General features: G+C 74.0%; 21 protein-coding genes and 1 pseudogene. 3 read left to right on the top strand and 19 right to left on the bottom strand.

Translation table 11 applies throughout. The features are described 5' to 3' along the window. Positions 1 to 13: 13 nt before the first annotated feature. The 6 genes and pseudogenes from FIV44_RS19440 to FIV44_RS19420 form a co-directional block, all read right to left on the bottom strand. Complete coding sequence (locus FIV44_RS19440; protein ID WP_141005885.1) at positions 14 to 787, bottom strand: type III pantothenate kinase; 774 nt, start codon at positions 785 to 787, stop codon at positions 14 to 16. Positions 788 to 792: 5 nt separating this feature from the next. Further along, positions 793 to 1,707 (bottom strand): carboxylating nicotinate-nucleotide diphosphorylase, encoded by a 915-nt coding sequence (nadC, locus tag FIV44_RS31500; RefSeq protein WP_246087050.1) that lies wholly within the window; start codon positions 1,705 to 1,707, stop codon positions 793 to 795. Between the two features lie 97 nt (positions 1,708 to 1,804). After that, positions 1,805 to 3,373, bottom strand: a pseudogene (locus FIV44_RS31495) (L-aspartate oxidase); the annotation flags it as partial. A gap of 13 nt (positions 3,374 to 3,386) precedes the next feature. After that, the gene (gene panD, locus FIV44_RS19430) at positions 3,387 to 3,806 is read right to left on the bottom strand and encodes an aspartate 1-decarboxylase (RefSeq protein WP_141005884.1); all 420 of its coding nucleotides are present in this window, start codon (positions 3,804 to 3,806) and stop codon (positions 3,387 to 3,389) included. Positions 3,807 to 3,825: 19 nt separating this feature from the next. Next, positions 3,826 to 4,710, bottom strand: a complete 885-nt coding sequence (gene panC, locus FIV44_RS19425; RefSeq protein ID WP_141005883.1) for a pantoate--beta-alanine ligase — start codon at positions 4,708 to 4,710, stop codon at positions 3,826 to 3,828. Next, the gene (locus FIV44_RS19420; RefSeq protein WP_141005882.1) at positions 4,707 to 5,615 is read right to left on the bottom strand and encodes a Rossmann-like and DUF2520 domain-containing protein; all 909 of its coding nucleotides are present in this window, start codon (positions 5,613 to 5,615) and stop codon (positions 4,707 to 4,709) included. The genes panC and FIV44_RS19420 overlap by 4 nt, the downstream gene beginning before the upstream one ends. 335 nt (positions 5,616 to 5,950) lie before the next feature. On the opposite strand from FIV44_RS19420, the gene FIV44_RS19415 reads away from it, so the two are divergent. After that, positions 5,951 to 6,928, top strand: a complete 978-nt coding sequence (locus FIV44_RS19415) for a hypothetical protein (protein WP_141005881.1) — start codon at positions 5,951 to 5,953, stop codon at positions 6,926 to 6,928. Here the strand turns inward: FIV44_RS19415 and FIV44_RS19410 are convergent. The 12 genes from FIV44_RS19410 to folP form a co-directional block, all read right to left on the bottom strand. Next, positions 6,912 to 8,318 (bottom strand): bifunctional cytidylyltransferase/SDR family oxidoreductase, encoded by a 1,407-nt coding sequence (locus FIV44_RS19410; protein WP_141005880.1) that lies wholly within the window; start codon positions 8,316 to 8,318, stop codon positions 6,912 to 6,914. The genes FIV44_RS19415 and FIV44_RS19410 overlap by 17 nt on opposite strands. A gap of 23 nt (positions 8,319 to 8,341) precedes the next feature. Continuing rightward, positions 8,342 to 9,532: a hypothetical protein gene (locus FIV44_RS19405; RefSeq protein ID WP_141005879.1), complete on the bottom strand. Its 1,191-nt coding sequence runs from the start codon at positions 9,530 to 9,532 to the stop codon at positions 8,342 to 8,344. Between the two features lie 10 nt (positions 9,533 to 9,542). After that, on the bottom strand, positions 9,543 to 10,757 hold the full coding sequence (locus FIV44_RS19400; protein ID WP_141005878.1) for a hypothetical protein: 1,215 nt from the start codon (positions 10,755 to 10,757) through the stop codon (positions 9,543 to 9,545). Continuing rightward, positions 10,754 to 11,596, bottom strand: a complete 843-nt coding sequence (locus FIV44_RS19395) for a hypothetical protein (protein ID WP_141005877.1) — start codon at positions 11,594 to 11,596, stop codon at positions 10,754 to 10,756. The genes FIV44_RS19400 and FIV44_RS19395 overlap by 4 nt, the downstream gene beginning before the upstream one ends. Continuing rightward, positions 11,593 to 12,795 carry a hypothetical protein gene (locus FIV44_RS19390; protein WP_141005876.1) on the bottom strand — a complete coding sequence of 401 codons (1,203 nt, stop codon included), beginning with the start codon at positions 12,793 to 12,795 and terminating at the stop codon, positions 11,593 to 11,595. Before FIV44_RS19390 ends, FIV44_RS19395 begins: the two co-directional genes overlap by 4 nt. 296 nt (positions 12,796 to 13,091) lie before the next feature. Continuing rightward, positions 13,092 to 16,682 carry a bifunctional glycosyltransferase/CDP-glycerol:glycerophosphate glycerophosphotransferase gene (locus tag FIV44_RS19385; protein ID WP_141005875.1) on the bottom strand — a complete coding sequence of 1,197 codons (3,591 nt, stop codon included), beginning with the start codon at positions 16,680 to 16,682 and terminating at the stop codon, positions 13,092 to 13,094. Positions 16,683 to 16,749: 67 nt separating this feature from the next. Beyond that, entirely contained in the window at positions 16,750 to 17,346 is a 597-nt protein-coding gene (locus FIV44_RS19380; RefSeq protein WP_141005874.1) for a hypothetical protein, read from the bottom strand. Between the two features lie 91 nt (positions 17,347 to 17,437). After that, positions 17,438 to 18,415 (bottom strand): hypothetical protein, encoded by a 978-nt coding sequence (locus tag FIV44_RS19375; RefSeq protein ID WP_141005873.1) that lies wholly within the window; start codon positions 18,413 to 18,415, stop codon positions 17,438 to 17,440. Positions 18,416 to 18,459: 44 nt separating this feature from the next. Further along, positions 18,460 to 18,981, bottom strand: coding sequence for a DUF3180 domain-containing protein (locus FIV44_RS19370; RefSeq protein WP_246086503.1), 522 nt, complete (start codon positions 18,979 to 18,981; stop codon positions 18,460 to 18,462). Between the two features lie 7 nt (positions 18,982 to 18,988). Next, on the bottom strand, positions 18,989 to 19,558 hold the full coding sequence (folK, locus tag FIV44_RS19365; RefSeq protein WP_141005872.1) for a 2-amino-4-hydroxy-6-hydroxymethyldihydropteridine diphosphokinase: 570 nt from the start codon (positions 19,556 to 19,558) through the stop codon (positions 18,989 to 18,991). Continuing rightward, complete coding sequence (gene folB, locus FIV44_RS19360; RefSeq protein WP_141005871.1) at positions 19,555 to 19,962, bottom strand: dihydroneopterin aldolase; 408 nt, start codon at positions 19,960 to 19,962, stop codon at positions 19,555 to 19,557. Before folB ends, folK begins: the two co-directional genes overlap by 4 nt. Continuing rightward, a complete protein-coding gene (folP, locus tag FIV44_RS19355; RefSeq protein WP_246086502.1) occupies positions 19,959 to 20,837 on the bottom strand; it encodes a dihydropteroate synthase in 879 nt (292 codons plus the stop codon). The genes folB and folP overlap by 4 nt, the downstream gene beginning before the upstream one ends. 166 nt (positions 20,838 to 21,003) lie before the next feature. On the opposite strand from folP, the gene FIV44_RS19350 reads away from it, so the two are divergent. Then, positions 21,004 to 22,566, top strand: coding sequence for a glycosyltransferase family 2 protein (locus FIV44_RS19350; protein ID WP_141005870.1), 1,563 nt, complete (start codon positions 21,004 to 21,006; stop codon positions 22,564 to 22,566). Between the two features lie 174 nt (positions 22,567 to 22,740). Here the strand turns inward: FIV44_RS19350 and rfbA are convergent, their stop codons facing one another. Then, positions 22,741 to 23,634 carry a glucose-1-phosphate thymidylyltransferase RfbA gene (gene rfbA / locus FIV44_RS19345; RefSeq protein WP_141005869.1) on the bottom strand — a complete coding sequence of 298 codons (894 nt, stop codon included), beginning with the start codon at positions 23,632 to 23,634 and terminating at the stop codon, positions 22,741 to 22,743. Between the two features lie 42 nt (positions 23,635 to 23,676). Here rfbA and rfbB point away from each other — a divergent pair, with 42 nt between their 5' ends. Next, positions 23,677 to 24,726: a dTDP-glucose 4,6-dehydratase gene (gene rfbB / locus FIV44_RS19340; RefSeq protein WP_181410698.1), complete on the top strand. Its 1,050-nt coding sequence runs from the start codon at positions 23,677 to 23,679 to the stop codon at positions 24,724 to 24,726.

Genomic DNA, 24,726 nt, shown 5'->3' with positions numbered 1-24,726 from the left:
CTCTCACCCGGGCTCAGGTGTTGCGGAGGAACACCCGCTCCAGCCCGCGCAGGGTGAGCCAGGGCGCGCGGTGGGTGAAGCAGCGGCACTCCTCGACGACCAGCGGCGCGAGGTACCCGGTGGCGATGACCGAGACGTCGGCGGGCGAGCAGTCGAGCGCGGTGGTGAGTCGCTCGACCATGCCCTCGACCTGGCTCGCGACGCCGAACACCATGCCGGACTGCAGCGCCTCGACGGTGTTCTTGCCGATCACGCCGCGCGGGCGGACCAGCTCGACCATCCGCAGCTGGGCGCCGCCGCGGCTCAGCGCCTCGAGGGAGATCTCGATCCCGGGCGTGATCGCGCCGCCGACGTACCGGCCCTGCTCGTCGACCACGTCGTACGTCGTGGCGGTGCCGCCGAAGTCGACGACGATCGCCGGGCACTCGAAGTCGGCGGCCGCGGCGAGCGCGTTGACGATCCGGTCGGTGCCGACCTCGCGCGGGTTGTCCACGAGGATCGGGACGCCGGTGCGGATGCCGGGCTCGACGATGACGCAGGGGATGTCGGGGAAGTGCGCGGGCAGCATCTCGCGCCACACGTTGAGGACGGCCGGCACGGTGGCGCACACCGCGATCCCGGTGACCTCCTGCTCGCGGCTGCCGAGCAGCCCGCGGAGCAGCACCGCCCACTCGTCGGCCGTCCGGTGCTCGGCGGTGGACACCCGCCAGTCGGCGTGCACCGCGCCGTCGGCGACGAGGCCGAGGACGGTGTGGGCGTTGCCGATGTCGGCGGCGAGCAAGGGCATGGCCGCTAGTCCGTCCGGAAGTCCAGGCCGAGGTCGAACACGATCACCGAGTGGGTGAGCGCCCCCACCGAGATGAAGTCCACCCCGGTCTCGGCGACCTCGCGGGCGCGCTCGAGGGTGAGTCCGCCGGAGGCCTCCAGGGTCGCCGGCCGTCCGGCCGCGTCGTTGATCCGGACCGCCTCTGCCATGTCGGCGGTGCTCATGTTGTCGAGCAGGATCTCGGTGCAGCCGGCGGCGAGGACCGCGCGCAGCTCGTCGAGGTCCATCACCTCGACCTCGACCCGCAGGCCGGGATGGGCGGCGACGACGGCCTGGTACGCCGCCACGACGCCGCCGGCCGCGACCGCGTGGTTGTCCTTGACCATCGCCCGGTCGACCAGGCTGAGTCGGTGGTTGACGCCGCCGCCGCAGCGCACGGCGTACTTCTGCAGCGCGCGCCAGCCGGGCAGGGTCTTGCGGGTGTCGAGAACCCGGGCGCGGGTGCCGGCCAGCGCGTCGACCCAGCGAGAGGTCGCGGTCGCGACGCCGGAGAGGTGGGAGGCGAAGTTGAGGGCGGTGCGCTCGGCGGTCAGCACGCCGCGCACCGGCCCGGAGACCGTCAGCACGACGTCGCCGGGCGCCACCCGGGTGCCGTCGGGCACTCGATCGGTGACCTTCACGGTGTCGCCGAGGGCGTAGGTGAAGGCGAGCTCGGCGATCGCGAGACCGGCCACCACGCCCGGCTCCCGGGCCGCGATGTCGGCCACCGCGTGGCCCATGTCGGGCATCGCGTCGCTGGTGACGTCGTCGACGCCCCCCGGCAGGTCCTCCTCGAAGGCCAGGACGACGTGGTCGTAGACGGCTCGCGGGTCCAGCCCGGCGCCGGCGATCTCGTCGACGAGCGCGGCCGGCAGGTCGTCGTACGGGGTGCGGGCGATCAACCGAGACCGCCGTCGGTCGCGGGGCGGGGACGAACGCGACGGTGGTGACGCCGTCGTCCATGGTCACGTCGAAGTGCCCGGCCCAGTGCGCGTCGTCGCGCTCGGGGAAGTCGTCGCGCCAGTGGGACCCGCGGGTCTCCTCGCGCAGCGCGGCGGCGCCGGCGAGCGCGGCGCTGATGGTGAGCAGGTTGGTGGCCTCCCAGGAGGCCTGGTCGACGGCCTCGGCGGCGTGGCCGGCGAGCTTGTCGAGCACCGCGGCGCCCTCGGCCAGGCCGGGCGCGGAGCGCAGCACGCCCGAGCGCGAGGTCATCGTCTCCTGCAGCTCGCGGCGGATGTCGCCGGCGACCAGGCCGGCGGTACGGCGGTCGGCGGACGGCTCGCGCCAGGCCGGCAGCTCGCCGGGCAGCACCTCGGCGATCCGGCGCGAGAACACCAGGCCCTCGAGCAGGGAGTTGGAGGCCAACCGGTTGGCGCCGTGGACCCCGGAGCAGGCGACCTCGCCGGTGGCGTAGAGGCCCGGCAGGTCGGTGCGGCCGTACAGGTCGGTGCGCACGCCGCCCGAGGCGTAGTGGCAGGCCGGCGCGACCGGGATCAGCTCGGTCACCGGGTCGATGCCGTGGGAGCGGGCGGTGGCGAGGATGGTCGGGAAGCGGCGCTCCCAGAACTCGGCTCCGAGGTGCCGGGCGTCGAGCCACATGTGCGGACGCCCGGTCTCCAGCATCCGCTTCATGATCGCCTTGGCGACGACGTCGCGGGGCGCCAGGTCGGCGAGCTCGTGGACGCCCTCCATGATCCGGGTGCCGTCGTCGTCGACGAGGAAGGCGCCCTCGCCGCGGACCGCCTCGGAGATGAGGGGCTGCTGGCCGCGGGAGTCGGGGCCGAGGTACATCACGGTCGGGTGGAACTGGACGAACTCCAGGTCGCGCAGGGTCGCCCCGGCCCGCAGCGCGAGCGCCATCCCGTCGCCGGTCGACACCGACGGGTTGGTGGTCTGGGAGAACACCTGGCCGAGGCCGCCGCTGGCGAGCACGACCGCCCGGCAGTGGACGGCGCCCACGCCGTCGCGCTCGCCCTCGCCGATGACGTGCAGGGTCAGGCCCGCCACGCCCGTCGTACCCGCTGCGTCCTCGCCGAGCAGCAGGTCGACGGCCAGCGCGTGCTGGATCACCTCGATGTCGGGAGCGGCCTCGATCGCGGCGATCAGCGCCCGCTGGATCTCGGCGCCGGTGGCGTCGCCGCCCGCGTGCGCGATCCGGTCGCGGTGGTGGCCGCCCTCGCGGGTCAGCGACAGCTCGCCGTCGTCGGTGTGGTCGAAGTTGGTGCCGAGCGCGATCAGCTCGCGGACCGCCTCGGGGCCCTCGTTGACGAGCACCCGGACGGCGTCGAGGTCGCAGGCCCCCGCGCCGGCGACGAGCGTGTCGGCCTCGTGCTGCTCGGGGGTGTCGCCGGGACCGAGCGCGGCGGCGATCCCGCCCTGCGCCCACTGGGTCGAGCCGGCGTTGAGCACGTCCTTGGTGACGACGAGGATCCGGTCGACGGACCCGCGCAGCCGGAGGGCGGCGGTGAGGCCGGCGATGCCGGAGCCGACGATGACGACGTCGGCGCGCGTCGTCCAGCCGGGGCTGGGCGCGGTGAGGCGCCCGGGCAGGCGCAACGTGTCGGGCATCCCAGCAGACTACTCAGCGCGTCGCCGTCACGTCCCCGCGGGCGAGCGCCGGGTCGCCGAAGGTCTCGGCGGGGTCGAACCCGGTCGCCATGATCTTGTTGTCGGCGTCGACGAAGACGACGTGCGGCTGGTGCTCCTTCGCCTCCTCGGTCGTCATCTGGCCGTAGCCGATGAGGATCACCAGGTCGCCGGGGTGGACCAGGCGGGCGGCGGCGCCGTTGATGCCGATCACGCCGCTGCCCCGCTCGCCGGCGATGGTGTAGGTCTCCAGGCGGGCGCCGTTGGTGATGTCGACGATGTGCACGAGCTCGCCGGCCAGCAGGTCGGCGGCCTCGAGGAGGTCCTCGTCGACGGTGACCGAGCCGACGTAGTGGAGGTCGGCCTGGGTGACCGTCGCGCGGTGGATCTTGCTCTTCATCATGGTGCGCAGCATGGGAGTCTCCCTGGAGGGTTCAGAACTGCAGAGGCAGGTTGTCGATGAGCCGGGTGGTGCCGACCCGGGCGGCGACGAGGATCCGGCCCTCGGTGCCGGGCTCGGGGTAGTCGGGCAGCTCACCGAGGCCGGTGGTGGTCAGGGCGAGGTAGTCGAGCTCGACGCCGGGTGCGGACTTCAGGACGCTCATGGCGGCCCAGCGCGCCGCCGGGACGCCGTACGACGCCCGCTCCTGCGCCGCGCGCAGCGCCCGGCTGAGCGCCACCGCCTGCTGCCGCTGCTCGGCGTCGAGGTAGCGGTTGCGGCTGGAGCGGGCCAGGCCGTCGGGCTCCCGGTCGGTGGCGGCGCCGACGATGTCGATGCCGAGGCACAGGTCGGACACCATCCGCCGGATGAGGGCGAGCTGCTGGTAGTCCTTCTCGCCGAAGACCGCGACGTCGGGCCGGACCAGGCCGAAAAGCTTGGCGACCACGGTCAGCACGCCGCGGAAGTGGCCGGGCCGGCTGGCGCCCTCGAGGAGATCGGCGAGCGGTCCGGGCTGGACGGTGACCGCCTCGGAGGGGACGCCTTCGTGGGGCACGCCGTCGGGGTACATCTCCCCCACGACCGGCGCGAACACCACGTCGACGCCCTCGGTGGCGGCGAGCTCGAGGTCGGCGTCGAAGGTCCGCGGGTAGCGGTCGAGGTCCTCGCCGGGCCCGAACTGCAGGGGGTTGACGAAGACCGACACGACGACGGTGCCGTCGGCGCCCGCGCGCTCGCGGGCGATCCGCATCAGCATCGCGTGGCCCTCGTGCAGGGCGCCCATCGTGGGCACCAGCACGACCGAGCCCGAGCGTGCGCCGAGCAGGCCCGCGAGATCCGCCCGGCTGCGTGCGACAGCCGGCAGGGTGAGGGTGGTCATGCCGACTCCACCCGGGGCGAGAGGACGCGACGGTCGCCGTACGCGCTGAGCACTCCTGCGATCGCCTGGGCCCGGATCGGCAGCAGCCGCCCGTCGGTGACCGCGCGGTCGAGGGTGGCCCACGCCATCGCGACGTACGACGGCACGGTGTCGGGCGCGTTGGCGGAGATGTCCTTCAGGTGGGCCGCGACCGTCTGGACGTCGCCGCGGACGATCGGGCCGGTGAGCGCGGCGTCGCCGTGGGCGAGCGCGTTGTCGAGGGCCGCGTCGAGCAGGGGGCGCAGGGTGCCGGCCGGGTCGTCGACGCCGGCGGCGCCGAGCAGGCCCATCGCCTCGCTGACGAGGGTGACCAGGTGGTTGGCGCCGTGGGCGAGGCCCGCGTGGTAGAGCGTGCGCATCTCCTCCGGCACCCAGGTCACCCGGCCGCCGAGGTCGGCGACCAGGCCCTCCGCGATCGCCCGCTCGTCCGCGCCCGCGGTGAGGCCGAAGACGCAGCCGTGGAGCCGCTCGAGGTCGACGGAGGTGCCGGTGAAGGTCATCGCCGGGTGCAGCGCGATCACCCGGGCGCCGACCGCGGCGGCGGGCGCGAGGACGGCGAGGCCGTGGCGGCCCGAGGTGTGGGCGACCACCTGGCCCGCGTGGAGGGCGCCGGAGTCGGCGAGCACCTTCACGACGTTGGGGAGCATGTCGTCGGGGACCGTCAGCAGCAGGAGCTCGGCCTCGCGGGCCACGTCGCTCGGCTTGCGGAGCGGGACGCCGGGCAGGAGCTCGGCGGCGCGCCGGCGCGAGGCGTCGGACTCGCCCGCTGCGGCGACGACGGGGTGGCCGGCTGCGCGGAGACCCGCGGCCAGGACGGCGCCGACCCGGCCCGCGCCGATCACACCCACACGGAAGAGGTGGGACATCGTGAACCTTTCGTTCCCGTCCCTCCGACCACTCGCCGCCCCGCTCGGCGGGTCGGGAGCCGGTGTGGGTACCGGACGTTGTGCTCAGTGGTGTCGTCCCGGGGTTCCGGGACACCTCAACGGTACGCCTGCGCGCGGGGCCCGGGAACGGGTCGGTCCGGTGGCCTGCATCACACGGGCGTGGCCTGGCCTAGGGTCGGTCGCATGTCGACGCCGTCCCCGCTGCCCCCGGGGCCCGGCTGCTGCACGTCGGGCCGCACAAGACCGGGACGACGGCGCTGCAGAGCGCCTTCCACCAGGCGCGGGCGGACCTGGCCGGACAGGGCGTGCGGTACGTGTCGCGGAGCCGGCACGACGCGAAGGCCGCACGGTACGTCACCGGGCGGATGGTCGCGGGGCGCGACCCGGTCCGGGCCGAGCGGGCGTGGGGCGCCGTCGTCGGCGACCTGACCGCGGACAGCGACGAGCGGCGAGTGTTCAGCAGCGAGTTCCTCTCCGACGCCTCCGACGAGCAGATCGCCCGGGTGGTCGCCGACGTGGGCGTGGCCGACCTCTGGGTGGCGGTCACGCTGCGGCCGCTGGCCCGGATCCTGTCGTCGCAGTACCAGCAGGGCCTGCAGCGGCAGAGCCCTCACCGGTACGACGACTGGCTGCGCATGGTGCTCGCCGACGACACCAGCGCGCCGGAGCCGCGGGAGTTCTGGACCCGCCACCGGCACGACGAGCTGGTCCGGCGCTGGGCCGCGCACGTCGGCGCGGACCGCGTGGTGGTCGTCGTACTGGACTCGGCGGACCACCGGTTCCTCCCCCACACCTTCGAGCGGCTGCTCGGTCTGCGGCCCGAGACCCTGGCCGGCCAGGACGCGCGGGAGAACCGCTCGCTGACCGCCGACGAGGCCGAGCTGCTGCGCCGGTTCAACGTCGACTTCGCGGCGCTCGGGCTGGGGCCGGACCACTACGTGCGGCTGTTCCGCCACCTCAAGGACCACGTCAAGGAGCGCGAGCCCGCCCCCGGCGAGCCCGGGCTGGTCACGCCCGACTGGGCGGTCGCCCGCGCCAACGCGATCGGGCGGGAGATGGCCGAGGCGATCCGGGCCCTCGGCGTCCCCGTGTACGGCGACCTCGACGCGATCGCGGCGACCGGGCTCGCGGGGGTCGCGTCCACTCCCGAGCCGCCGGCGGCGATCGATGCCGGGGTGGCGGCGTGGTTCGGCGCCGGGCTCGCCCTGGCGGCCGAGCGGCTCGCGCGGACGACGGCTCCCCCGCCGGAACCGGAGCAGGCGCCGCGCCGCAGGTTCAGTCGCCGAGCGTGAAGGGGTCGTCCTTGCGGACGTCGTAGACGTGTCCCGACTGGTCGGAGATGAGCACGTCGACGGAGGTGTGCGCGACGGTCTGGGAGTCCAGCAGGGTGCCGGGCGCCTCCTGGCCGAAGGCCTTGGTGCGCATCGGGGTGGCGGTCCGCTCGGGGTTGATGCAGTTGACCCGGACGCCGGAGTCGGCCCACTCGTCGGCGAGCGCCTGGGTGAGGTTGACCGTGGCGGCCTTGGCCGAGGAGTAGAGGCTGTAGCCGCTGCGGCCGCGGGTGTAGGAGCTGGAGGTGAACAGCAGCAGCGCGCCCTGTGTGGCGGCGAGGTGCGGGTAGAACTCCTGGGCGATGAAGATCGGGCCGAGGTAGTTGATCTCGGTCGCGGCGTAGACCGTCTCCTCGGTGGTCTCGATCAGCTCACCGCGGGGCAGCACACCCGCGGTGTTGACGACGAAGTCGATCGAGCCGGCCTTGGCGACCGCCTCCTTCGCCGCGGCCGCGACGTCGGCGCGCCGGCCGACGTCGGTGTCGGTGGTCGACCGGCTGAAGGTGAGCACCGTGGCGCCGTACGACTCGGCGAGCTCGGCGATGTCGGCGCCGATGCCGTAGCTGCCGCCGAAGACCACCATGGTCCTGCCCTCCAGGGCCGCGCGGTAGCCGGCGTCGTCCTTGGCGCGGGGCAGGTCGATGCCGGTGAGCTGGAACAGCTTGTCGGCGATGAACACGTCGATCGGCTCGGTGACCTTCATGTTCCGGTCGTCGCCGTGGACCACGATGATCGGCTCGTCCGGCAGGTACTTCAGCACGACGCTGCAGTCGTCGGTGGCGGTGAAGTGCGGGTCGTCGGCGGCGATCTCGTAGGCGCGGGCGAGGACGTCGAGGCGGAACGCCTGCGGGGTCTGGCCGCGGCGCAGCGAGGCGCGCGGCGGGATGCTGCGGATGGTGTCGTCGGCGGCGACCTCGATGATCGTGTCGGCCGACGGGATGGCGACGTCGACGGCCGGGTAGCCGTCGAGGGCGGTGAAGCACTCGCCGATGATCCGGGGCGTCACCAGCGGCCGGACCGCGTCGTGCAGCAGGATCCGGGTGGTCGCGGCGTCGCCGGTCGCGACCAGGTGGTCGATGGCGCGCTGGGTGGTGTCGTTCCGGGTCTCGCCGCCCTCGAGGATCGCGGCGACCTTGGGATACCCGCCCCCTCGGGTGATGTCGCGGACCGCGTCGGTGTGGCCGGGCGTCATCATCACGACGACCTCGTGGACGTCGGGGTGGTCGTGCAGCGCGAGCAGGGTGTGCTCGAGCAGGGTCTTCCCGGCGACCTTGATGAGCTGCTTCGGGATGTCCAGTCCGACCCGGGCTCCGACACCGCCGGCGAGCAGGACGGCGACATTCCTCGTCATGGGCCGCAGTCTCCCACGGGCGGTCAGCGAGAGCGGATTCGGCGGAGCGCCCGCCGGCGCAGCTCCTGCAGGATCGCGGAGCCGCTCGCCGATGCGAGGGCCGACGACGGCGAGGACGACGGCGCGGGTGTCGGGGCGGGCGGCGGGGCGGGGGCCGGCGGCAGCTTCAGGCCGACCCGGAAGTAGGCGTCCATCATCCGGCCGGCGGAGGCGACGTCGAGTGCGGTCGGCACCTCGAGCCGCTCGGGGTACGCCGCGGGGTCGACGCTCAGGTGGGCGATGTCGCCGACGAGCGTGGCGTCGGAGCGGGTGATCGCCTCGACCCAGTCGGCGACGTACTCGTTGGCCTGCTCGGCCGCCCAGCGCGGCACCCGGGTCGGGTGCCTGGGCGCGGCCTGGACCACGCCGCGGAGCTTGACGGCCCGGGGGTCGCCGGCCGTGGCCATCCAGGCGCCCGGGTCGCCGTCGTGCTCGGCGTACGCGATGGCGCAGTGGCGCAGCATCTCGGCCTCGGGGAACGGCAGCGAGATGTTCCCCGACGCGGTGAGCTCCAGCACCTCGTCGACGCCGAGCAGGGCCTCGAAGGAGCGCAGCAGCCAGTGGTGGTCGGTCGGGTCGAGGACGACGAAGACGATCCGGTCCTCGCCGAACACGCTGCCCCACTGCGCGATGATCCGGCGCGGGTCGATCCGGCGCAGCGCCTGGCCGGACCGGAGCGGGGCGTGCACGTCGGCGTCGCGCGGCTCCTCGGCGAAGCGGGTGCGCAGCCAGTCCTCCAGCGGATGGACCGAGCCGCGGCGCAGCCCCTGCTGCCACCGCGAGGCCAGCTGCGGCGCGAGGGCGCGGATCGTGCAGACGAGATACGACGGCCCGAGCTCCTCGCGCAGCCCGCGGATCCGCTCCACCGACGCCAACGACAGCGCCTCGCTCGACCAGAAGCTCACCCGCGCGTCGGAGGTGCGGAACTCCTGGGTGAGCTCCTGGTAGCGGCCGGGGCGGGGCACCCAGTAGTCGCGGTCGCTGCCCGCCGCGGTGAGCGCCACCTTCTTCTCGTGGGCGCGGCGGGAGACGTTGTGCGCGCCCTGCGCCTCGAGCGCCTCCCGGGCGGCCCACAGGGAGTGCTGCAGCGCCGTGGTGCCGGTCTTCGGCATCCCGATGTGCAGCAGTCGCGCGCCGTCGGGCAGCGCTGCGGGCAGGCCGGTCGAGGTGGACATCGCAGGAATCCTACGAGCCGCGCAGCCGGCGCCGGCCGCGGCGTCCGAGCTCGCGCAGCACCGCGCGGGACGTCGTGTCCTGGGCCTGCCGCTCCAGCTCCTCCGCGACGGCGCGGTGCCGCGACCAGGCGGCGCGCTCGACCGGTCCGGCGAGGTCGCGGTGCTCGGGACGGGGGTGCACGCCGGTGAGCTTGGTGATGATCCCGACGGCGAGGGCGGCCGCGGCGCCGGGGTCGATGGCGCCGACCGGGGTGTTCTCGCCCTCGGCGGGCGCGAGGGCGCGGTCGGAGAGCAGGCCGAGGTCGCCGATCACCCGGGCGCCGGAGGCCGCGATCCGCTCGGCCATGCCGGCGCCGGCCGCGAGCGCCCGGTCGATCGCCCAGCCGGGGGTCAGCAGCCGCTCGGCGTCGGGGTCGGGCGGCGCCGCCTGCAGCCCGCGGGCCGCCCCGAAGCGGATGAACCGCCCGTGGTCGGCGCTCGACCACGGCGCCTGCGAGGTGCGGTCGACGAGCTCCTGCATCAGCGCTGCCTCGGGATGGGTCAGCGACCGGTTGGTCTTGTCCGCCGGTGGGCGCAGCAGCCCCTCGGGCAGGCCGAGCAGCGCCTCGAACGCGGCGGGCAGGCCGCGGTGGTCGCGGTCGTCGACCACGATCACGGTGACCCGGTCGCCGCCCACCAGGCCGACCCAGCGTTCGACCAGCCGGTCGTGGCGGTGCCGCTGCCAGAAGGACGGCGTGACCGTCCCACCGTCAGGGACGTCGAACTGGTCGAGGATCGCGCGCAGCCACGCGTCGTACGGCGGCACGGGGACGTTCTGGCCGTACTGCTGCCACTGGGAGCCGAGCAGCCGGACGATCGGCCGCGCGGTGATCACGACGTGCGTGCGCGGCCCGAGCGCGTCGAGGACGGTGCGCGCGCCGGCGTCGGTGGCCTCGCAGTAGACCTCGCTGCTCAGCACCCCGATCCGGGGCCGCGTCTCGTGCAGCGCGGCGACCAGGTCGTACCAGCGCTGCCGGAAGGCGTCGATGTCCTTGCCCGGGTCGACCCGGCCGAGCGCGACGGCCATCGAGGCGTTCATCTCGTGGGCGAGCTCGCCGGGATAGGCGACGCCGTGCCCGGCGAGCGCGTCGCGGGCCTCCCACAGCGCGCCCTGCATGGCGGTGGTGCCGGTCTTGTAGGGCCCGATGTGGACCAGGGTGGTGCCGTCGGGCAGCGGCTCGATCATCGGGGTCCCCTCAGCCGCGCCACGAGCTCGCGGGCAGGGACCCGATCGAGGGGTACGACGACGGGCCGGTCGGGCGCGAGATCGGCCGGCCGCTCGAGCTGGCCGAGCATCACCTCCAGCGCCGTGTCGGCCGCGACGTCGATCGGGACCAGCCCGTGCTCGGCGGGGACCGGCCACAGCAGGGCGTCGCGCGGGCCGCTGATCGTCACGCCGTCGGCCTCCAGGCCGGCGAGCGCGGCCCGGCAGGCGTCGCGCAGGACCCGGGCCTCGGCGGGACCCACGTCGGGGTCGGTGTCGAGCGCGCGACTGATGCAGGCGACGGCGTCCGAGGCGCCGTCGGTCGCGGTCTGCCAGGCCGGCGGGAGCAGCACCTCGACCTGGGCGACGAGCGCGTCGGCGTAGGCGCGAGCCGTCTCCTGGCCGCCGGGGACGCTCTGCGGCGGCACCGGGTCGGCGGCGGTGTGCGTGGCCGCGGCGACGGCGTCGAAAGGGGGCCAGCGGCGGCCGGCGGCGAGGGTGAGCAGCTGCTCGAGGGAGGTCACCTCGTCGAGGGAGACCGCGAGGTGGACCGGCGCGGCGGCGGTGTGGAGCGCACGGACCTCGCCCACCCAGGCGGCGAGGGCGTCGGTGGTGGGCTCGGGCAGCAGCTCCGCGACGGCGCCGACCACGAGCAGCGTGCGGTCCGCCGGCAGCACGGCCGGGTCGAGGTCGACGACCGTGACGTCGGGCAGCTCGTCGTCGTCGCGGGCGATCCGCTCGTCCTCCAGGGACGCCCACCAGGTGGGCACCGCGAAGGCGTTCATCCCCGCCCGGGCGTCGGGGACCTGGAGCAGGCTCATCGGCTCACCCGTCGCCGGGCGCGGCGGCCGAGCTCGCCGAGCAGCTGGCGGCCGCCGTACGTCGTGAGGTCGGGCGTCGTGAGGTCGGGCGTCGTCAGCTCGGACGTCGTCGCCGGGGCGCTGTCGTGCTGGCGGGCGGCGTGCCGGAGCGCCGCCGTGAACGCGACGTCCATCAGCCGGCCGGCGCTCTCGACGTCGACGGTGGCGGGCACCTCGACCTCCTCGGCGTAGCCGGCCGGGTCGACGAGCAGGTCGGCGAGATCGCCGACGACGGTGACGCCGGAGTCCTCGACGGCGGCGTTCCAGGCGGCGGCGTACTCGTTGGCGCGCTCGGCGACCCACCGCGGCGCGCGGATCGGGTGGGGAGTGAGCGTGTTGGTGTAGTCGCGCAGCGGGACGCGGGCGAGCACGCCGATCGCCTCCATCCAGGTGGGATGGTCGCCGCCGTGGTCGGTGTAGGCGCGGTTGAACTGCCGCAGCATCTCGGCCTCGGGGTAGGGCAGCGACGCGTTGCCCTCGGGCACGGCCTCGAGCACCTCGGGGACACCCATCAGGGCCTCGAAGACCCGGAAGGTGCGGTCGCGGTCGACCGGATCGGGGACGACGAGCACGATCCGGTCCTCGCCGAAGACCGGTCCCCACTCCTCGATGATCCGGCGCAGGCTGAACCGGTGCAGCGACGGCATGAAGCGGATGTAGTCGATGGTCACCTCGCCCTCGACCGTGACCGCCGCGAACTGGTTGGCCGCCCACTCCTCCAGCGACTGCGTGCCGCGGCGGCGCAGCCACTGCTGCCACTGGGACACCATGAGCGGCGCCAGCGGGCGGAGGGTGACCACGACGTGGGTGTCGGCGCCGAGCTGGTCGGCGAGGTACTGCACCCGGTCACCGGTCGCGTGGCTCAGCGACTCGCTCGACCAGAACGTGCACCGCGCCTCCGAGCCGCGGAACTCCGCCGCGAGCGCCTGCCACCGGTCCTCCCACCGGCCCTGCCAGAACTCCGCGAGCCCGCCCGCCGCCACCTGGCCGACCCGCATCTCGTGCCGGCCCCGGCCGACGTTGTGGGCGCCGAGCTCCTCCAACCGCGGCCGCGCGCGGTCGAGCGCGCCCTGCAGGGCCGTCGTACCGGTCTTGGGCAGGCCGATGTGGATGAACCGCGAGCCGTCCGGCAGGGCGTCCGGCAGGTCGACTGGGCGCATGGCTGCGGCAGCTCCTTCGGTCGGTCGGGACCCCCGATCCTAGATGCCGGTGCTCGGCGGCACGCCTCTGCCCGCTGTAAGCGGCAAGCCTCTGCCCGCTGTAACACGTCGTTCGCTGCTCTGGCCGCCGCGAGCCTGCTGTAACACGTCGTTCGCCCACCTAGCCGCCGCGTACCTGCTCCAGCAGCCCGGCACAGACCGCTTCCACCGACGTCATGCGGCTGGTAGAGCAGCGAACGACGTGTTACAGCGCCGGGGGCCGGCTGCCCGCCCCCGCCCCGCACACCCAACGACGCTCAGGCGTCGCCGAAGAAGGCGGCCGCGACCCGTTCCGCGGCGTGACCGTCCATGAACCGGTTGAACCGCTGGTGGAAGGCCTCCATGGCGTCGGCGTACCTGCGCTGCAGGCCGTCGATGTCGCGCAGCAGCTCCACGACCTGCTCGGCGGTGTCGACGTGGGGGCCGGGGGCGGTGGGGCCGTAGTCGTAGAGGAAGCCGCGCACGCCGCCGACGTACGTCGCGAGGTCGGGCACCAGGAACACCATCGGTCGCCGGGTGAGGGCGAAGTCGAAGCGCAGCGAGGAGTAGTCGAGCACCGCGGCGTCGGCGGCCAGGATCAGGTCGTTGATCTCGGGGTACTCGGTGACGTCGAGGAAGCGCGTCGCCCCCGCGCCGTCGCCGGCGGGGTTGTGGAAGCGGTGGCCGCGCAGCAGCAGGACGTAGTCGGGGCCGAGCTCGCGGGCGGCGGAGGCGACGTCGAGGTGGTGGACGGCGTCGGCCGCGCGCCAGTTGGTGGCCTGGTCGTCGCGCCAGGTGGGGGCGTAGAGGATCGCCCTCTGGTGGTCCTCGATGCCGAGGCGGCGCCGCACGTCCTCCCGTACGACGGCGGCGCGATCGCCCACGAGCGCGTCGTCGCGGGGGTAGCCCTCGCTGTGGATCGGGCCGTCGTAGGCGTACTCACGCCGGTAGTACTGGTCCATGTCCGGCTCGGGGGTGAGGATCAGGTCCCACTGCTTCGACGTGCGGGCGAGCTCCAGCTCGATCCGGCGCGGCGGGTAGTGCTTGGCGTCCCACATCCGGATGCCCATCGACTTCGACGGGTAGCCGTGGAAGGTCTGCAGCAGCCGCTGGCCGGGGCGCTTGCGGAACCAGCGCTCGGGGTCGATGTTCATGCACAGTCGCCCGGCGGCGGCCATCACCCGGTACCACTCGCGGGTGGTCATCACGACCGGCACGCCGCCCTCGGGCACCCAGGACGCCGCCGACGCGACGCCCCAGTAGAGCGTGAGCTCGGGCCGGGTACGCCGCAGCTCCTCGTGGAGCGCGCGCTGGCTGTCGGTCGCGGACGCGCCGACATAGGACTGGAAGTAGACGGCGTCGGGCTCGAGCGGGATGTCGCCGTCGGCGTACCACTCCTGGAGCCGGGTCTGGCCGTAGGGCACCCGGTCCTCGACCGGCACCGGCGGCAGCAGCTCGACGCCGGCGACCCGGCCCTCCTGCACGACGCGGGCGGAGTAGCCGGGGTGCTCCGTGCCGACCATGAAGTGGTGCAGCCGGTCGATGCCGCGCTCGCCGAGGAGCGCGCGGGTGGTCGTGCCGTTGCCGGTCACGGCGAGCCAGAGCCAAGCAGGGGCGAGGGGACGCGCGCCGAGGCCCCAGCGGTCGACGGTCAGCTCGACGCTCGCCCGGACCTCGCCGGGAGCGTCGCCGGGCTCGAGCTCGGTGGTGAGGACCTCGGTGCCGCCGGCCTGCGTGAGGAGGGCGAGGCGGACATCGCCGGAGGGAGGTACGCCGAGCCAGTGGCCGGCCACGGTGAGCCGCAGGCCCTCGACGACGAGGTCGTCGACGACGAGGGTGTCGGCCGTCTCGTAGAGCTCGGTGTCGCCGCTGGCGGTGCGGGAGCCGACGACCTCACCGGTGCCGACGCCGAGCCACTGGGGGGCGGCGGCGGGCCAGCCGAGCACGACCTCCTGGCCGTCGGCGGTGAGCGCGCGCACCTGCCAGCGGCGCTGGCCGGTCCAGGCCGCGGGCAGCTGCAGCCGGAAGGCCGCGCCCTCGGGGGTCGTGCTGATCTCGGCGCGGACCTGCTGAGTGCCCTGGGTGACGCGTACGCCGGTCACCCGGGTCGTGCCGCCGGGCGGCTGGTCGAGGACGCCGGCGACGGTACGGCCGTCGACCTCGAGCGAGCGCAGCCGGGGTCCGGCATCGGGGCGGACCCGCAGGCCGACGACGTCCGAGCGCGGGTTGAACGCGACCACGGCGCCCGCGACCGGGCGGGGCGCCAGGTGGTCGCGGCCGATGAACCCGGCCGAGGCCTGCTCGTCGATGAGCGGGACGGCGCCGGAGCGTCGTACGCCGTCGACGTCGATCTCGACCTCGACGACCCAGGTGGCGGTCCCCCCGGCGGTGGCCGCGACGACCTCGGCGACCGGGACGATGGCGTCGAAGGCGCCCCAGGAGAAGTCCTGGTGGCGCCGCAGCGCCTGGTTGGCGCGGGCGTCGCGGAACCGACGGACCTCGAGCGGGAGGCGCTGTCCGGTCTCCCGGTCGACGAGGGCGCAGGTGATCGCCGGGAGGCCGGTCATGTGGACGAAGTCGATGGCAGCGAAGACGGTCAGCTCGAGGGTCGTGGCGTCGATCCAGCGGACCTCGCGCAGCATCGCCCGGAACCGGGTCTCGTCGGCGGTCATCTCGAACAGCTCCGGCGGGATGCCGAGCCGGGTGTCGTCGTGGTGCGGCAGCAGCGCCCAGACCTTGCCGTCACGGACCTCGGTGGGCCGGTTGCCGCGGGTGAAGAGCCGGGCGCCGAGGAAGTCCTCGAGAGCCTTGCGGTGATCGTGCTGCAGCAGCCACAGCTTCACCCGCGCCTCGGCGTTGAGGCGGGCCCAGACGTGCTCGTCGGCCGCCTGGAGCAGCATCGCGACGTGGTCGCGCAGCGTCTGCCACTGGCGCCCGTCGGCCCGCTCAACGTCGGCGATGAGCGGCTGCACGGCCGTGTCGAGCACGCCCCACAGGAACCACTCCCGGACCTCGGGCAGCCCCAGCGCCTCGACCCGGTGCCAGGTGTGGTCGTTGCGGTCGATCCAGTCGGGCAACCCGCTGAGGACGTCGGGGACGGTGCCGACCTGGACGCCGTCGCGCCGGTCGGTGGGGATGTAGGTGAAGTCCGTGAGCAGGTCGAACGCCGGCGCCCGCTCCAGCAGCCCGAGCGCGACGTCGGCGCCGTCGGGGAACTCGTCGGTGAACCGCAGGCCGGCCCGCTTCCAGTACGTCCGGGTGAAGAGCTTGTTGCCCAGCCCGAGGTCGGTGACGGCGACGGGGGTGGCGGCGAGCGTGGTGGCGCGCACGGGCGTGTGGTGGGCGGCGTCGTACGCCGAGTCGGGGATCCAGCCCGCGATGTCGGGCTCGCGCATCGCGCCCACGACCACGGGCGACGCCGAGCGTCGGTGCGCCTCGACCAGCCGCTCGATGCCGGTGTGGACGAAGTCGTCGCCGCCGTTGGTGACCACGACCACCAGCTCGCCGGACGCGGCCGCGACGCCGGTGTTGCGGGCCGCCGCGAGGGACCTCTCGACCCGGATCCGGGTCTTGATCCGCCAGTCCTGGGCGGCGTGCTCGCGCACGGTGGCGGTGACCCGCTCGTGCCGCCCGAAGCGCACGACCAGGACCTCGAGGTTGCGGTGGGTCTGGACCTTCAGCGAGTCCAGGCAGGTGCCGATCCGGGTGGTGTCGTCGTCGCTGACCGGCAGCACCACCGTCACCAGCGGCCCGGAGAACTCCCCCCGGAACCGCCGGGTGGCCCGCCCCACGGGCCCCCGCAGCCGGCCGGGTCCTGCCTTGGCGAGCCGGATCAGGCCCTGCTGGGCGCGGGCGCGGTCGAGTGCCAAGGCGGCAGCGTCCTTCCGGGTCGACGAGTTCAGGGTCGCCCGATGCTACCTAGCGGGGATCAGTGGGTCAGGCGGGGCGGCGGGCCTGGGTGCGCGCCTGGGCCTCGAGGGCGTGGATCTGGGCGGTGAGGATGTCGAGCTCGGCCTCCAGCTCGGCGACCCGGACGACGGCCTGGCCGGCCCGCTCCTCGGCGTGGGCCAGCTGCTGGGTGAGCCGGTCGATGGTGCGCTGCGCCTCCTCGGCGCGCTCGCCCGACTCCACCAGCTCCCGGCGTGCGTCGGCCAGCTCGGCCGCGGCGTCGCCGAGCCGCTTCTCCAGGCGGGCGATGGTGGCGTCGCGCTTGGCGACCTTGCCGGTCATGTCGGCGGCGAACTCGACGTTCTCGGCCGTGCGGACCTCGGTCAGCTCGGCGTACGCGCGCGCCTGGTCGGCGCGGTCGCGGGCTGCCTCCTGACGGGAGTCCAGGAGCTCGGAGTGGGTGATCTTGGTGGCGGCCGCGCCGAGCACGAGGGCGGCGACGGCGGCGAGCGTGACGAGGACCCAGGATCCCGTCACGGCCGTGCCGGCGACGGCGAGCGTCGCGAGCACGAGGAGGAGCACGGCGACCACGACACGGGTCGACCGCTGACGGCGGCGGTGGCCGGACATGACAGGGGAAGTCATAACCAGCACGGTAAGCCTCCCGAGCGCCGGGACGCGGTAGACACGCTCGTCACATCCGTCCCAACCGTCACAGGGCTCGTGCGGTGCGGCGTCAGCGCACCGGCTTGTACGACGCCGTCCCGTCGCGCACCGTGATCTTGAAGGCGATCGCGGGCTTGGCGCCCCGCTTGGCCTTGCCCTGGATCAGCTTGATGCCCAGCGCCCGCCGCTGCTTCGCCGCGACCTTGGTGTGCAGCCAGGCGACGACCTCGGCCTCGCTCGCGCCGGCCTCGAGCCGCTCGTTGGCCTGCCAAGTCGTCCGGATCGCCCGCGCGACGCCCTTGCGCTCCCACTGGTAGCGCACCTTGTGCTTGTTGGCCCGGGCCTTCTTCGGGATCGTGATCTGCGGCCGGGCCCAGGTCCAGGTGAGGGCACAGGTCTCGACGCTCTCGACCGCACCGCCCGCGCCCACCTGCTCGTGGCGTGCGTCGACCCGGACCAGCCGGCCGGCCGCGTCGCTCACCGCGGTGATCGACAAGACGTAGTGACCGTACGCCGTCATCCCGTACGTGGTGGTGCCGGTGAAGGTGGCGCCGCCGCCCGGGTTGGCGCTCATGGTGAGCTCGTCCCACTGGTCGGTGCTGATGAGCGGGCCGTCCTCGTCGCCCCACAGCTCCTCCGAGGGGTCGGCGCCGGCGACCGCGGCCCGGCTCTTGATCCACTTGGCGGGCACCGGCGCGCGGTGCACCCGCAGCGACTTGCGGACGGCGGGGGCGGTGCGGGCGTAGCGGGTCCGGCCGCGCTCGATCACCTGGCGCGGCACGTCGCTCTCCTCGGCCGTGCGGATCCGCTTGGTCCCGGTCCGGACGTCGTAGTCGATGACCATGACGCTGTCGCCGTCCTCGGCGTCGGTGCAGGCCTCCGTGACGGTGCCGCTCTCGCTCTGCCACGCGGTGCCGTACGACAGCGTGACGGCCGCGTCGAAGGCGGCCAGGGTCTGCGGGTCGGGCGCCGCGGCCGCGCGGGCGCCGGCGGGCGCGGCGACCAGGCCGAGCGAGAGCGACAGGGCGAGAGCGGTGAGCAGGCGCATGGAGCGCAGCCTCTCCCCGGCGCGCCACCCTGAAACCCGGGCGCTCAGCCTCGGCCGGCGGGCGGATCGTCGTCGCGGACCCGGCAGGCCCGCTCGAGGAAGAGGCCCGCGACCACCGCCGCGAGCGCGCACGCCGCCGCGGCGAACGACCGCGCCATCCGCTCGTCGGCCAGCTCGGCCGGGTCGCCGATCCACGAGAGCGCGTAGCCGACGTAGCCGCCCGTCACCAGCGCCGCGACCAGCACGCTGGCCCGAGCCAGGACCAGCCGGTTGACGGCCTGGTGCGCCTCGAGCCGCTCGCGGCGCACGTGCACGGCGCGGTGGGTGACCCAGGCGACGTACCCCAGGATCGCGGCGAGCAGCAGCAGCGCGAGGGGCTGCGGGGCCGACACCAGCGGGGGTACGACGCCCAGCCGGTCGCACAGCGGCTGGACGGCCCAGCCGGCGACGAGTCCGACCGCGGCCCAGCCGAGGACGGTGGGCAGCCCGGTCGGCCGGAGCCCGTCCGGCGAGGGTCCCGGAGGCTGCTCGGGCTCCTCCGGCGGCTGGACCGGGTCCCGGCTCACGCCGAGGTCATTCCGTCTCGAGCACCAGGTCGTCGCGGCGGGTCAGGCCGTCGGTGCCGATCGCCGCCAGCAGGTCGGCGATCGGGCCGCGGTCGAGGAGGACGGCGTCCTGCTCGACGTCGAGCCAGGGCTGCAGCACGAACGCCCGCTCGTGGGCGCGGGGATGCGGCAGGCGGAGCTCGTCGGTGTCGCTGCGGCGGTCGCCGACCACGATCAGGTCGACGTCGAGGGTGCGCGGGGCGTTCTTGACCTCGCTGCGCTCGCGCTCGAAGGCGTCCTCGATGGCCAGGGCCCGGTCGATCAGGCGGTGGGCCGACAGGGTGGTGTCGGCGAGCACGACCGCGTTGAGGAAGTTCTGGGCGTCGGGCGGGCAGTCGACCGGCGTGCTCTCGTAGACCGGGGAGACCCCGGTGACCCAGACCTCCGGGGTGTCGGCGAGGGCGCCGAGCGCGCCCTGGAGGGTCGCGAAGCGCTCGCCGAGGTTGGAGCCGAGAGCGATCACCACCCGCCGGATCGGCCGCATCTCGCCGGTCAGCGTGTCCGCGTCGACGATATTCGGATTGGGGGTCTCGGTCATGCTGGGCCCTCTGCCTTCCCGGTTCGGTCTCCCACCCCTGCCGCCTCACGGCGGCGGGTGATGGTGAGCTGTACGTCGGCGAACGTCGCCTGGATCGGCGCATCCGGCTTGTGGACGGTCACACGCACCCATTCAACACGAGGGTCCAACAGGCAGGTGTCCGCGATCCGTTGCGCGAGGGTCTCGATCAGGTCGACCGGGTCCCTCGTCACGGCGGCCACGACCTGGTCGACGAGGCTTCCGTAGTCAACAGTGTTGCGCAAGTCGTCCGAGGCGGCCGCGGGGGCCGTGTCGATGCCCAGGGTCAGGTCGATCCTGAAGACCTGGCCGTCGCGTCGCTCGTGGTCGAAGACGCCGTGGTGGGCGAAGCACTCGATGCCGAGGATGCTCAGCTCGTCCGTCATTCCCCGTCCCTCTCCGGCGCCACGGCCCGATCCGCGGCTGGCCCCCACTGTGCCGCAACGGCGAGCGCGTCGCGGTGGGCACGCACATCGTGGACGCGCAGGCACCACACCGCCGCCCCGCCGAGTCCCGCCGCCAGCAGGCCGCTCAGGGCCACCCCGGCCGCCTCCCGCTCCCCCACCGGCCGCGGCTCGCCCGCGGCGTCCTCGAGCAGCCGGCCGAGGAAGGTCTTGCGGCTGGCCCCGACGAGCAGCGGGAACCCGAGCCCCGCCAGGACGTCGAGCCGCCGCAGCAGCTCCCAGTTGTGGTGCGCCAGCTTGGCGAAGCCCAGCCCGGGGTCGAGCACGACCTGCTCGTCGCGGACCCCCGCGGCGCGGATGGCCGCGACCCGCTCCGCCAGCTCGGCGCGCACGGCGGCGACCACGCCACCCTGGTCGTCGTACTCGGTGAACTGCTGCATCCGGTCGCTGTGGGCGCGCCAGTGCATCGCGACGTAGGTCGCACCGGTGCGCGCCACCACGTCGAGGATCTCCGGGTCGGCCAGGCCGCCGGAGACGTCGTTGACGATCCGGGCGCCGGCGTCGACCGCACGGGCCGCGACCTCGGCGCGCATGGTGTCGACCGAGACCGTCGCGCCGTCGCCGGCGAGGGCCTCGATGACGGGTACGACGCGGTCGAGCTCCTCCGCGAGCAGCGGCCGGGTCGCCCCGGGCCGGGTGGACTCGCCGCCGACGTCGAGGATGTCGGCGCCCTGCGCCAGCAGCTCGCGACCGTGGGCGATCGCGCGCTCGGGGTCGTCGTACCGGCCCCCGTCGGAGAAGGAGTCCGGCGTGACGTTGACGACCCCCATCACCAGCGGGGCCGGCGGAGCAGTCATGCCCGAAACCCTAGTGGTCGGCGCAGTCAGCGCTCTCAGCGCCGGCGGCCGGTGGCCGGTGGCCGGTGGCCGGTGGCCGGTGGCCGGTGGCCGGTGGCGCTCGCGGCCGGGGATCTCCCCCGCGACGTGCGCCACCCGGCGCATGGCGCGACACTAGACTTCGGGCATGGCCGAGGCTCCTGCGGTGTCCGTCGTGATCCCGACCTACCGCTCCGGGCCCGGGCTGGACCGGGCGATCGCGTCGCTGGACGCGCAGACCCTGCCGCAGGCCGAGATCGAGGTGCTGCTGCTCGACGACGGCTCGCCCGACGACACCGCGCAGCGGATCGAGCGGATCGCGGCACCGCGGGCCAACTACCGCGCGTTCGTCCTGGAGGCGTCGGGGTGGCCGAGCCGGCCGCGCAATGTCGGTGTCCGGGAGGCGCGCGGGCGCTACGTGCTCTTCATGGACCACGACGACGAGCTGTATCCCGACGCGCTCCGCGCCGGCGTCGCGCTGGGCGACGAGGCGGGCGCCGACGTGGTCAACGGCAAGGAGGTGCGGACCCAGATCGCCCGGTGGGGGCTCACGCACTACACCCACGACAGCCCGGACGCCCGGGACGAGCCGCTGCGCGGGCTGCTGCCGATGACACCGCACAAGCTGTACCGGCGGACGTACCTGCTGGAGCACGACATCCGGTTCCCGGAGGCGCCGCGACACCTGTGGGAGGACCTGTTCTTCCACGTCGGCGTGATCCGGCGCGAGCCGCAGGTGGCGCTGCTGAGCTCGACGCCGTTCTACCACTGGCGCAAGACCGCCGAGAACAACTCGACGTCCAGCGACGGCACGAAGCTCGACTACAGCGGCGATCCGGAGTACTGGCCCTATCTCGACAGGCTGTTCCGGCTGATCGCGGAGGTCGAGACGCCGGGGATCCGCGACGAGCTGCTCGCCCAGAACGTCCACGTGCGGCTGGTCTCGCAGCTCGGCCAGCGCGCCGACCCCGAGGACGCCTCCGTGGCGCAGGCGCGGGCCGAGGTGGCGCGGATGCTGGCGGCGTACGTGCCGCCCGAGCTGGACGCGCTGCTCCCCGAGCGCAGCCGGGTGGCGATCACCCTGTTCCGAGCCGGGTACGCCGAGGCGGCAGCCGACTTCCTGCGCGACGGGATCGACCGGAAGCCGGAGTTCACCGTCACGGCGGTCGAGGACGCCGGCGACGGCGGTGTGACCGTGACCGGCACCGTGGCCTGGAGTCGGGTCCCCGGGCAGCCGTTCGCCCGTCGTACGCCGGACGGGAGCATCGTGCGCGACCTGCCCGAGCCGCTGGCCGGTCTGCTCGCCGAGCGCGGGCTGACGCCGAGCGCGGACGTCTCGGGCGCCTTCGTCGACGTCGCGATCCGGCACGCACCGACCCGGGTCAACTGGCTGCTGCCGGCGACCTCGGCGGTCGATCTGGTCGAGCAGGAGGACGGCACGCTCGAGCCGGCCGGCCGGTTCACCGCGCGCTTCGACCCGCGGACGGCCGCGATGGGCGGCCCGGTGCCGCCGGGCGCCCACCTGGTGCTCGGGATGTGCGAGCTGGACGGGCGCACCGGCATCAAGCGGGCGTTCAGCGACCTGCCCGCCGGCACGCAGGTCGGGCCGATCGTCCTGGACTACTCCGCGCAGGACGGGCTGCTCCTGCGGGTCCCCGCCGAGGAGCCGCCCGCCCGCAGGGGTCTGCTGGGCCGGCTGCGCGGTCGCTGATCCACGCTCCGTCTCGTCCACGCTCGGTCTTGCCGCCACGCGGACGCAACCACCTACCGGGCTCGACGGCGCACGCGGCAGCGCGGCGCACGGCGGCGAAGCCGCATCGTGCGAAGCCCGCGGTCCGAGCGCAGCGAGGACCGGGCGGCGAGCACGATCTGCGACGGGCTCGCGTCAAAGCAGATGATTGGGACCCGCGTCGGCGGCCTCGGCCAATAGGTCGAGGAGATACCGGCCGTACCCGCTCTTGAGCAGCGGCCGGGCCAGCTCCTCGAGCCGCGCGTCGTCGATGATGCCGAGCCGCCAGGCGATCTCCTCCGGCGCGCCGACCTTGGTGCCCTGCCGGGCCTCCAGCGCGCGCACGAAGTTGCTGGCGTCGTTGAGGTCGTCGAAGGTGCCGGTGTCGAGCCAGGCCGAGCCGCGCGGCAGCACCTCGACCTGGAGCCGCTCCTCGTCGAGGTAGAGCCGGTTGAGGTCGGTGATCTCGAGCTCGCCGCGGGCCGACGGCCTCAGGGTCTTGGCCTTGTCGACGACGTCGGGGCCGTAGAAGTAGAGCCCCGGCACGGCGTAGTGGCTGCGCGGCTTCTCGGGCTTCTCCTCCAGCGAGAGGGCGCGGCCCTCGGCGTCGAACTCCACCACGCCGTACGCCGTCGGGTCGGCCACGCGGTAGCCGAACACCGCGGCGCCGTCGAGATCCTGGAACCGGCGCAGGCGGGTGCCGAGGCCGGCGCCGTAGAAGATGTTGTCGCCCAGCACCAGGCCGGCCCCGCCGCCGGCGAGGTGCTCCTCGCCGATGAGGAACGCCTGCGCGAGGCCGTCCGGCGACGGCTGCACGGCGTACGTGATCTCGATCCCGAACTGGCTCCCGTCCCCGAGCAGGCGGCGGAACTGGTCGGCCTCGTGGGGCGTGGTGATGACCAGCACCTCGCGGATGCCCGACAGCATCAGCGTCGAGAGCGGGTAGTAGATCATCGGCTTGTCGTAGATCGGCATCAACTGCTTGCTGATGGCGTGCGTGATCGGGTGGAGCCGGCTTCCCGTGCCCCCGGCCAGGATGATCCCGCGCATGCTGTCCCACTCCTCTGCTCGGCCTCGCTGACGCCAACCTCGATGCGTCGCGACGGCATTCTCCAACATAGGCTGACCGGCGTGCGCATCCTCGTCACCGGCGGAGCCGGCTTCATCGGCTCCAACTTCGTCCATCATCTCGTCCGTCACACCGACGCCTCGGTGACGGTGCTCGACAAGCTGACGTACGCCGCCAGCCGGGAGTCGCTGGCCGGGCTGCCCGAGGACCGGGTGGAGCTGGTCGTCGGCGACATCGTCGACGCCGGCCTGGTCGAGCCGCTCGTGGCGCAGCACGACGCGGTCGTCCACTACGCCGCGGAGTCGCACAACGACAACTCCCTCAACGACCCCTCGCCGTTCATCCAGACCAACCTGATCGGCACCTTCACCCTGCTGGAGGCGGTGCGGAAGGCGGGCGTCCGGTTCCACCACGTGTCCACCGACGAGGTGTACGGCGACCTGCCCCTCGTCGATGACACAGCCGACGACCCGAAGCGGTTCACCGAGGAAACGCCGTATCAGCCTTCTTCTCCTTACTCAGCGTCCAAGGCGGGCTCCGACCACCTGGTGCGCGCGTGGGTGCGCAGCTTCGGGGTGCAGGCCACGATCTCGAACTGCTCCAACAACTACGGGCCGTGGCAGCACATCGAGAAGTTCATCCCGCGCCAGATCACCGAGGTGCTCGACGGCCGGCGGCCCAAGCTGTACGGCTCCGGCGAGAACGTCCGCGACTGGATCCACACCGAGGACCACTCCTCCGCCGTGCTGCGGATCCTGGAGCAGGGCCGGATCGGCGAGACGTACCTCATCGGCGCCGACGGCGAGAAGTCCAACCTGGAGGTGGTGCGGATGATCCTTCGGCTGATGGGCAGGGCGGAGGACGACTTCGAGCACGTCACCGACCGCGCGGGGCACGACCTGCGCTACGCCATCGACTCCGGCAAGCTGCGCACGGAGCTCGGCTGGAGCCCGGAGTACGGCGACTTCGAGGCGGGCCTCGCGCAGACCGTGGCGTGGTACCGGGACAACGAGGCGTGGTGGCGGCCCAACAAGGACGCCACCGAGGCGTCGTACGCCGCCAAGGGCCAGTGA

This window comes from Nocardioides humi, from assembly GCF_006494775.1.
In the GTDB taxonomy this organism is placed as follows: domain Bacteria; phylum Actinomycetota; class Actinomycetes; order Propionibacteriales; family Nocardioidaceae; genus Nocardioides; species Nocardioides humi.
This window is presented reverse-complemented; position numbering and strand designations above follow the sequence as displayed.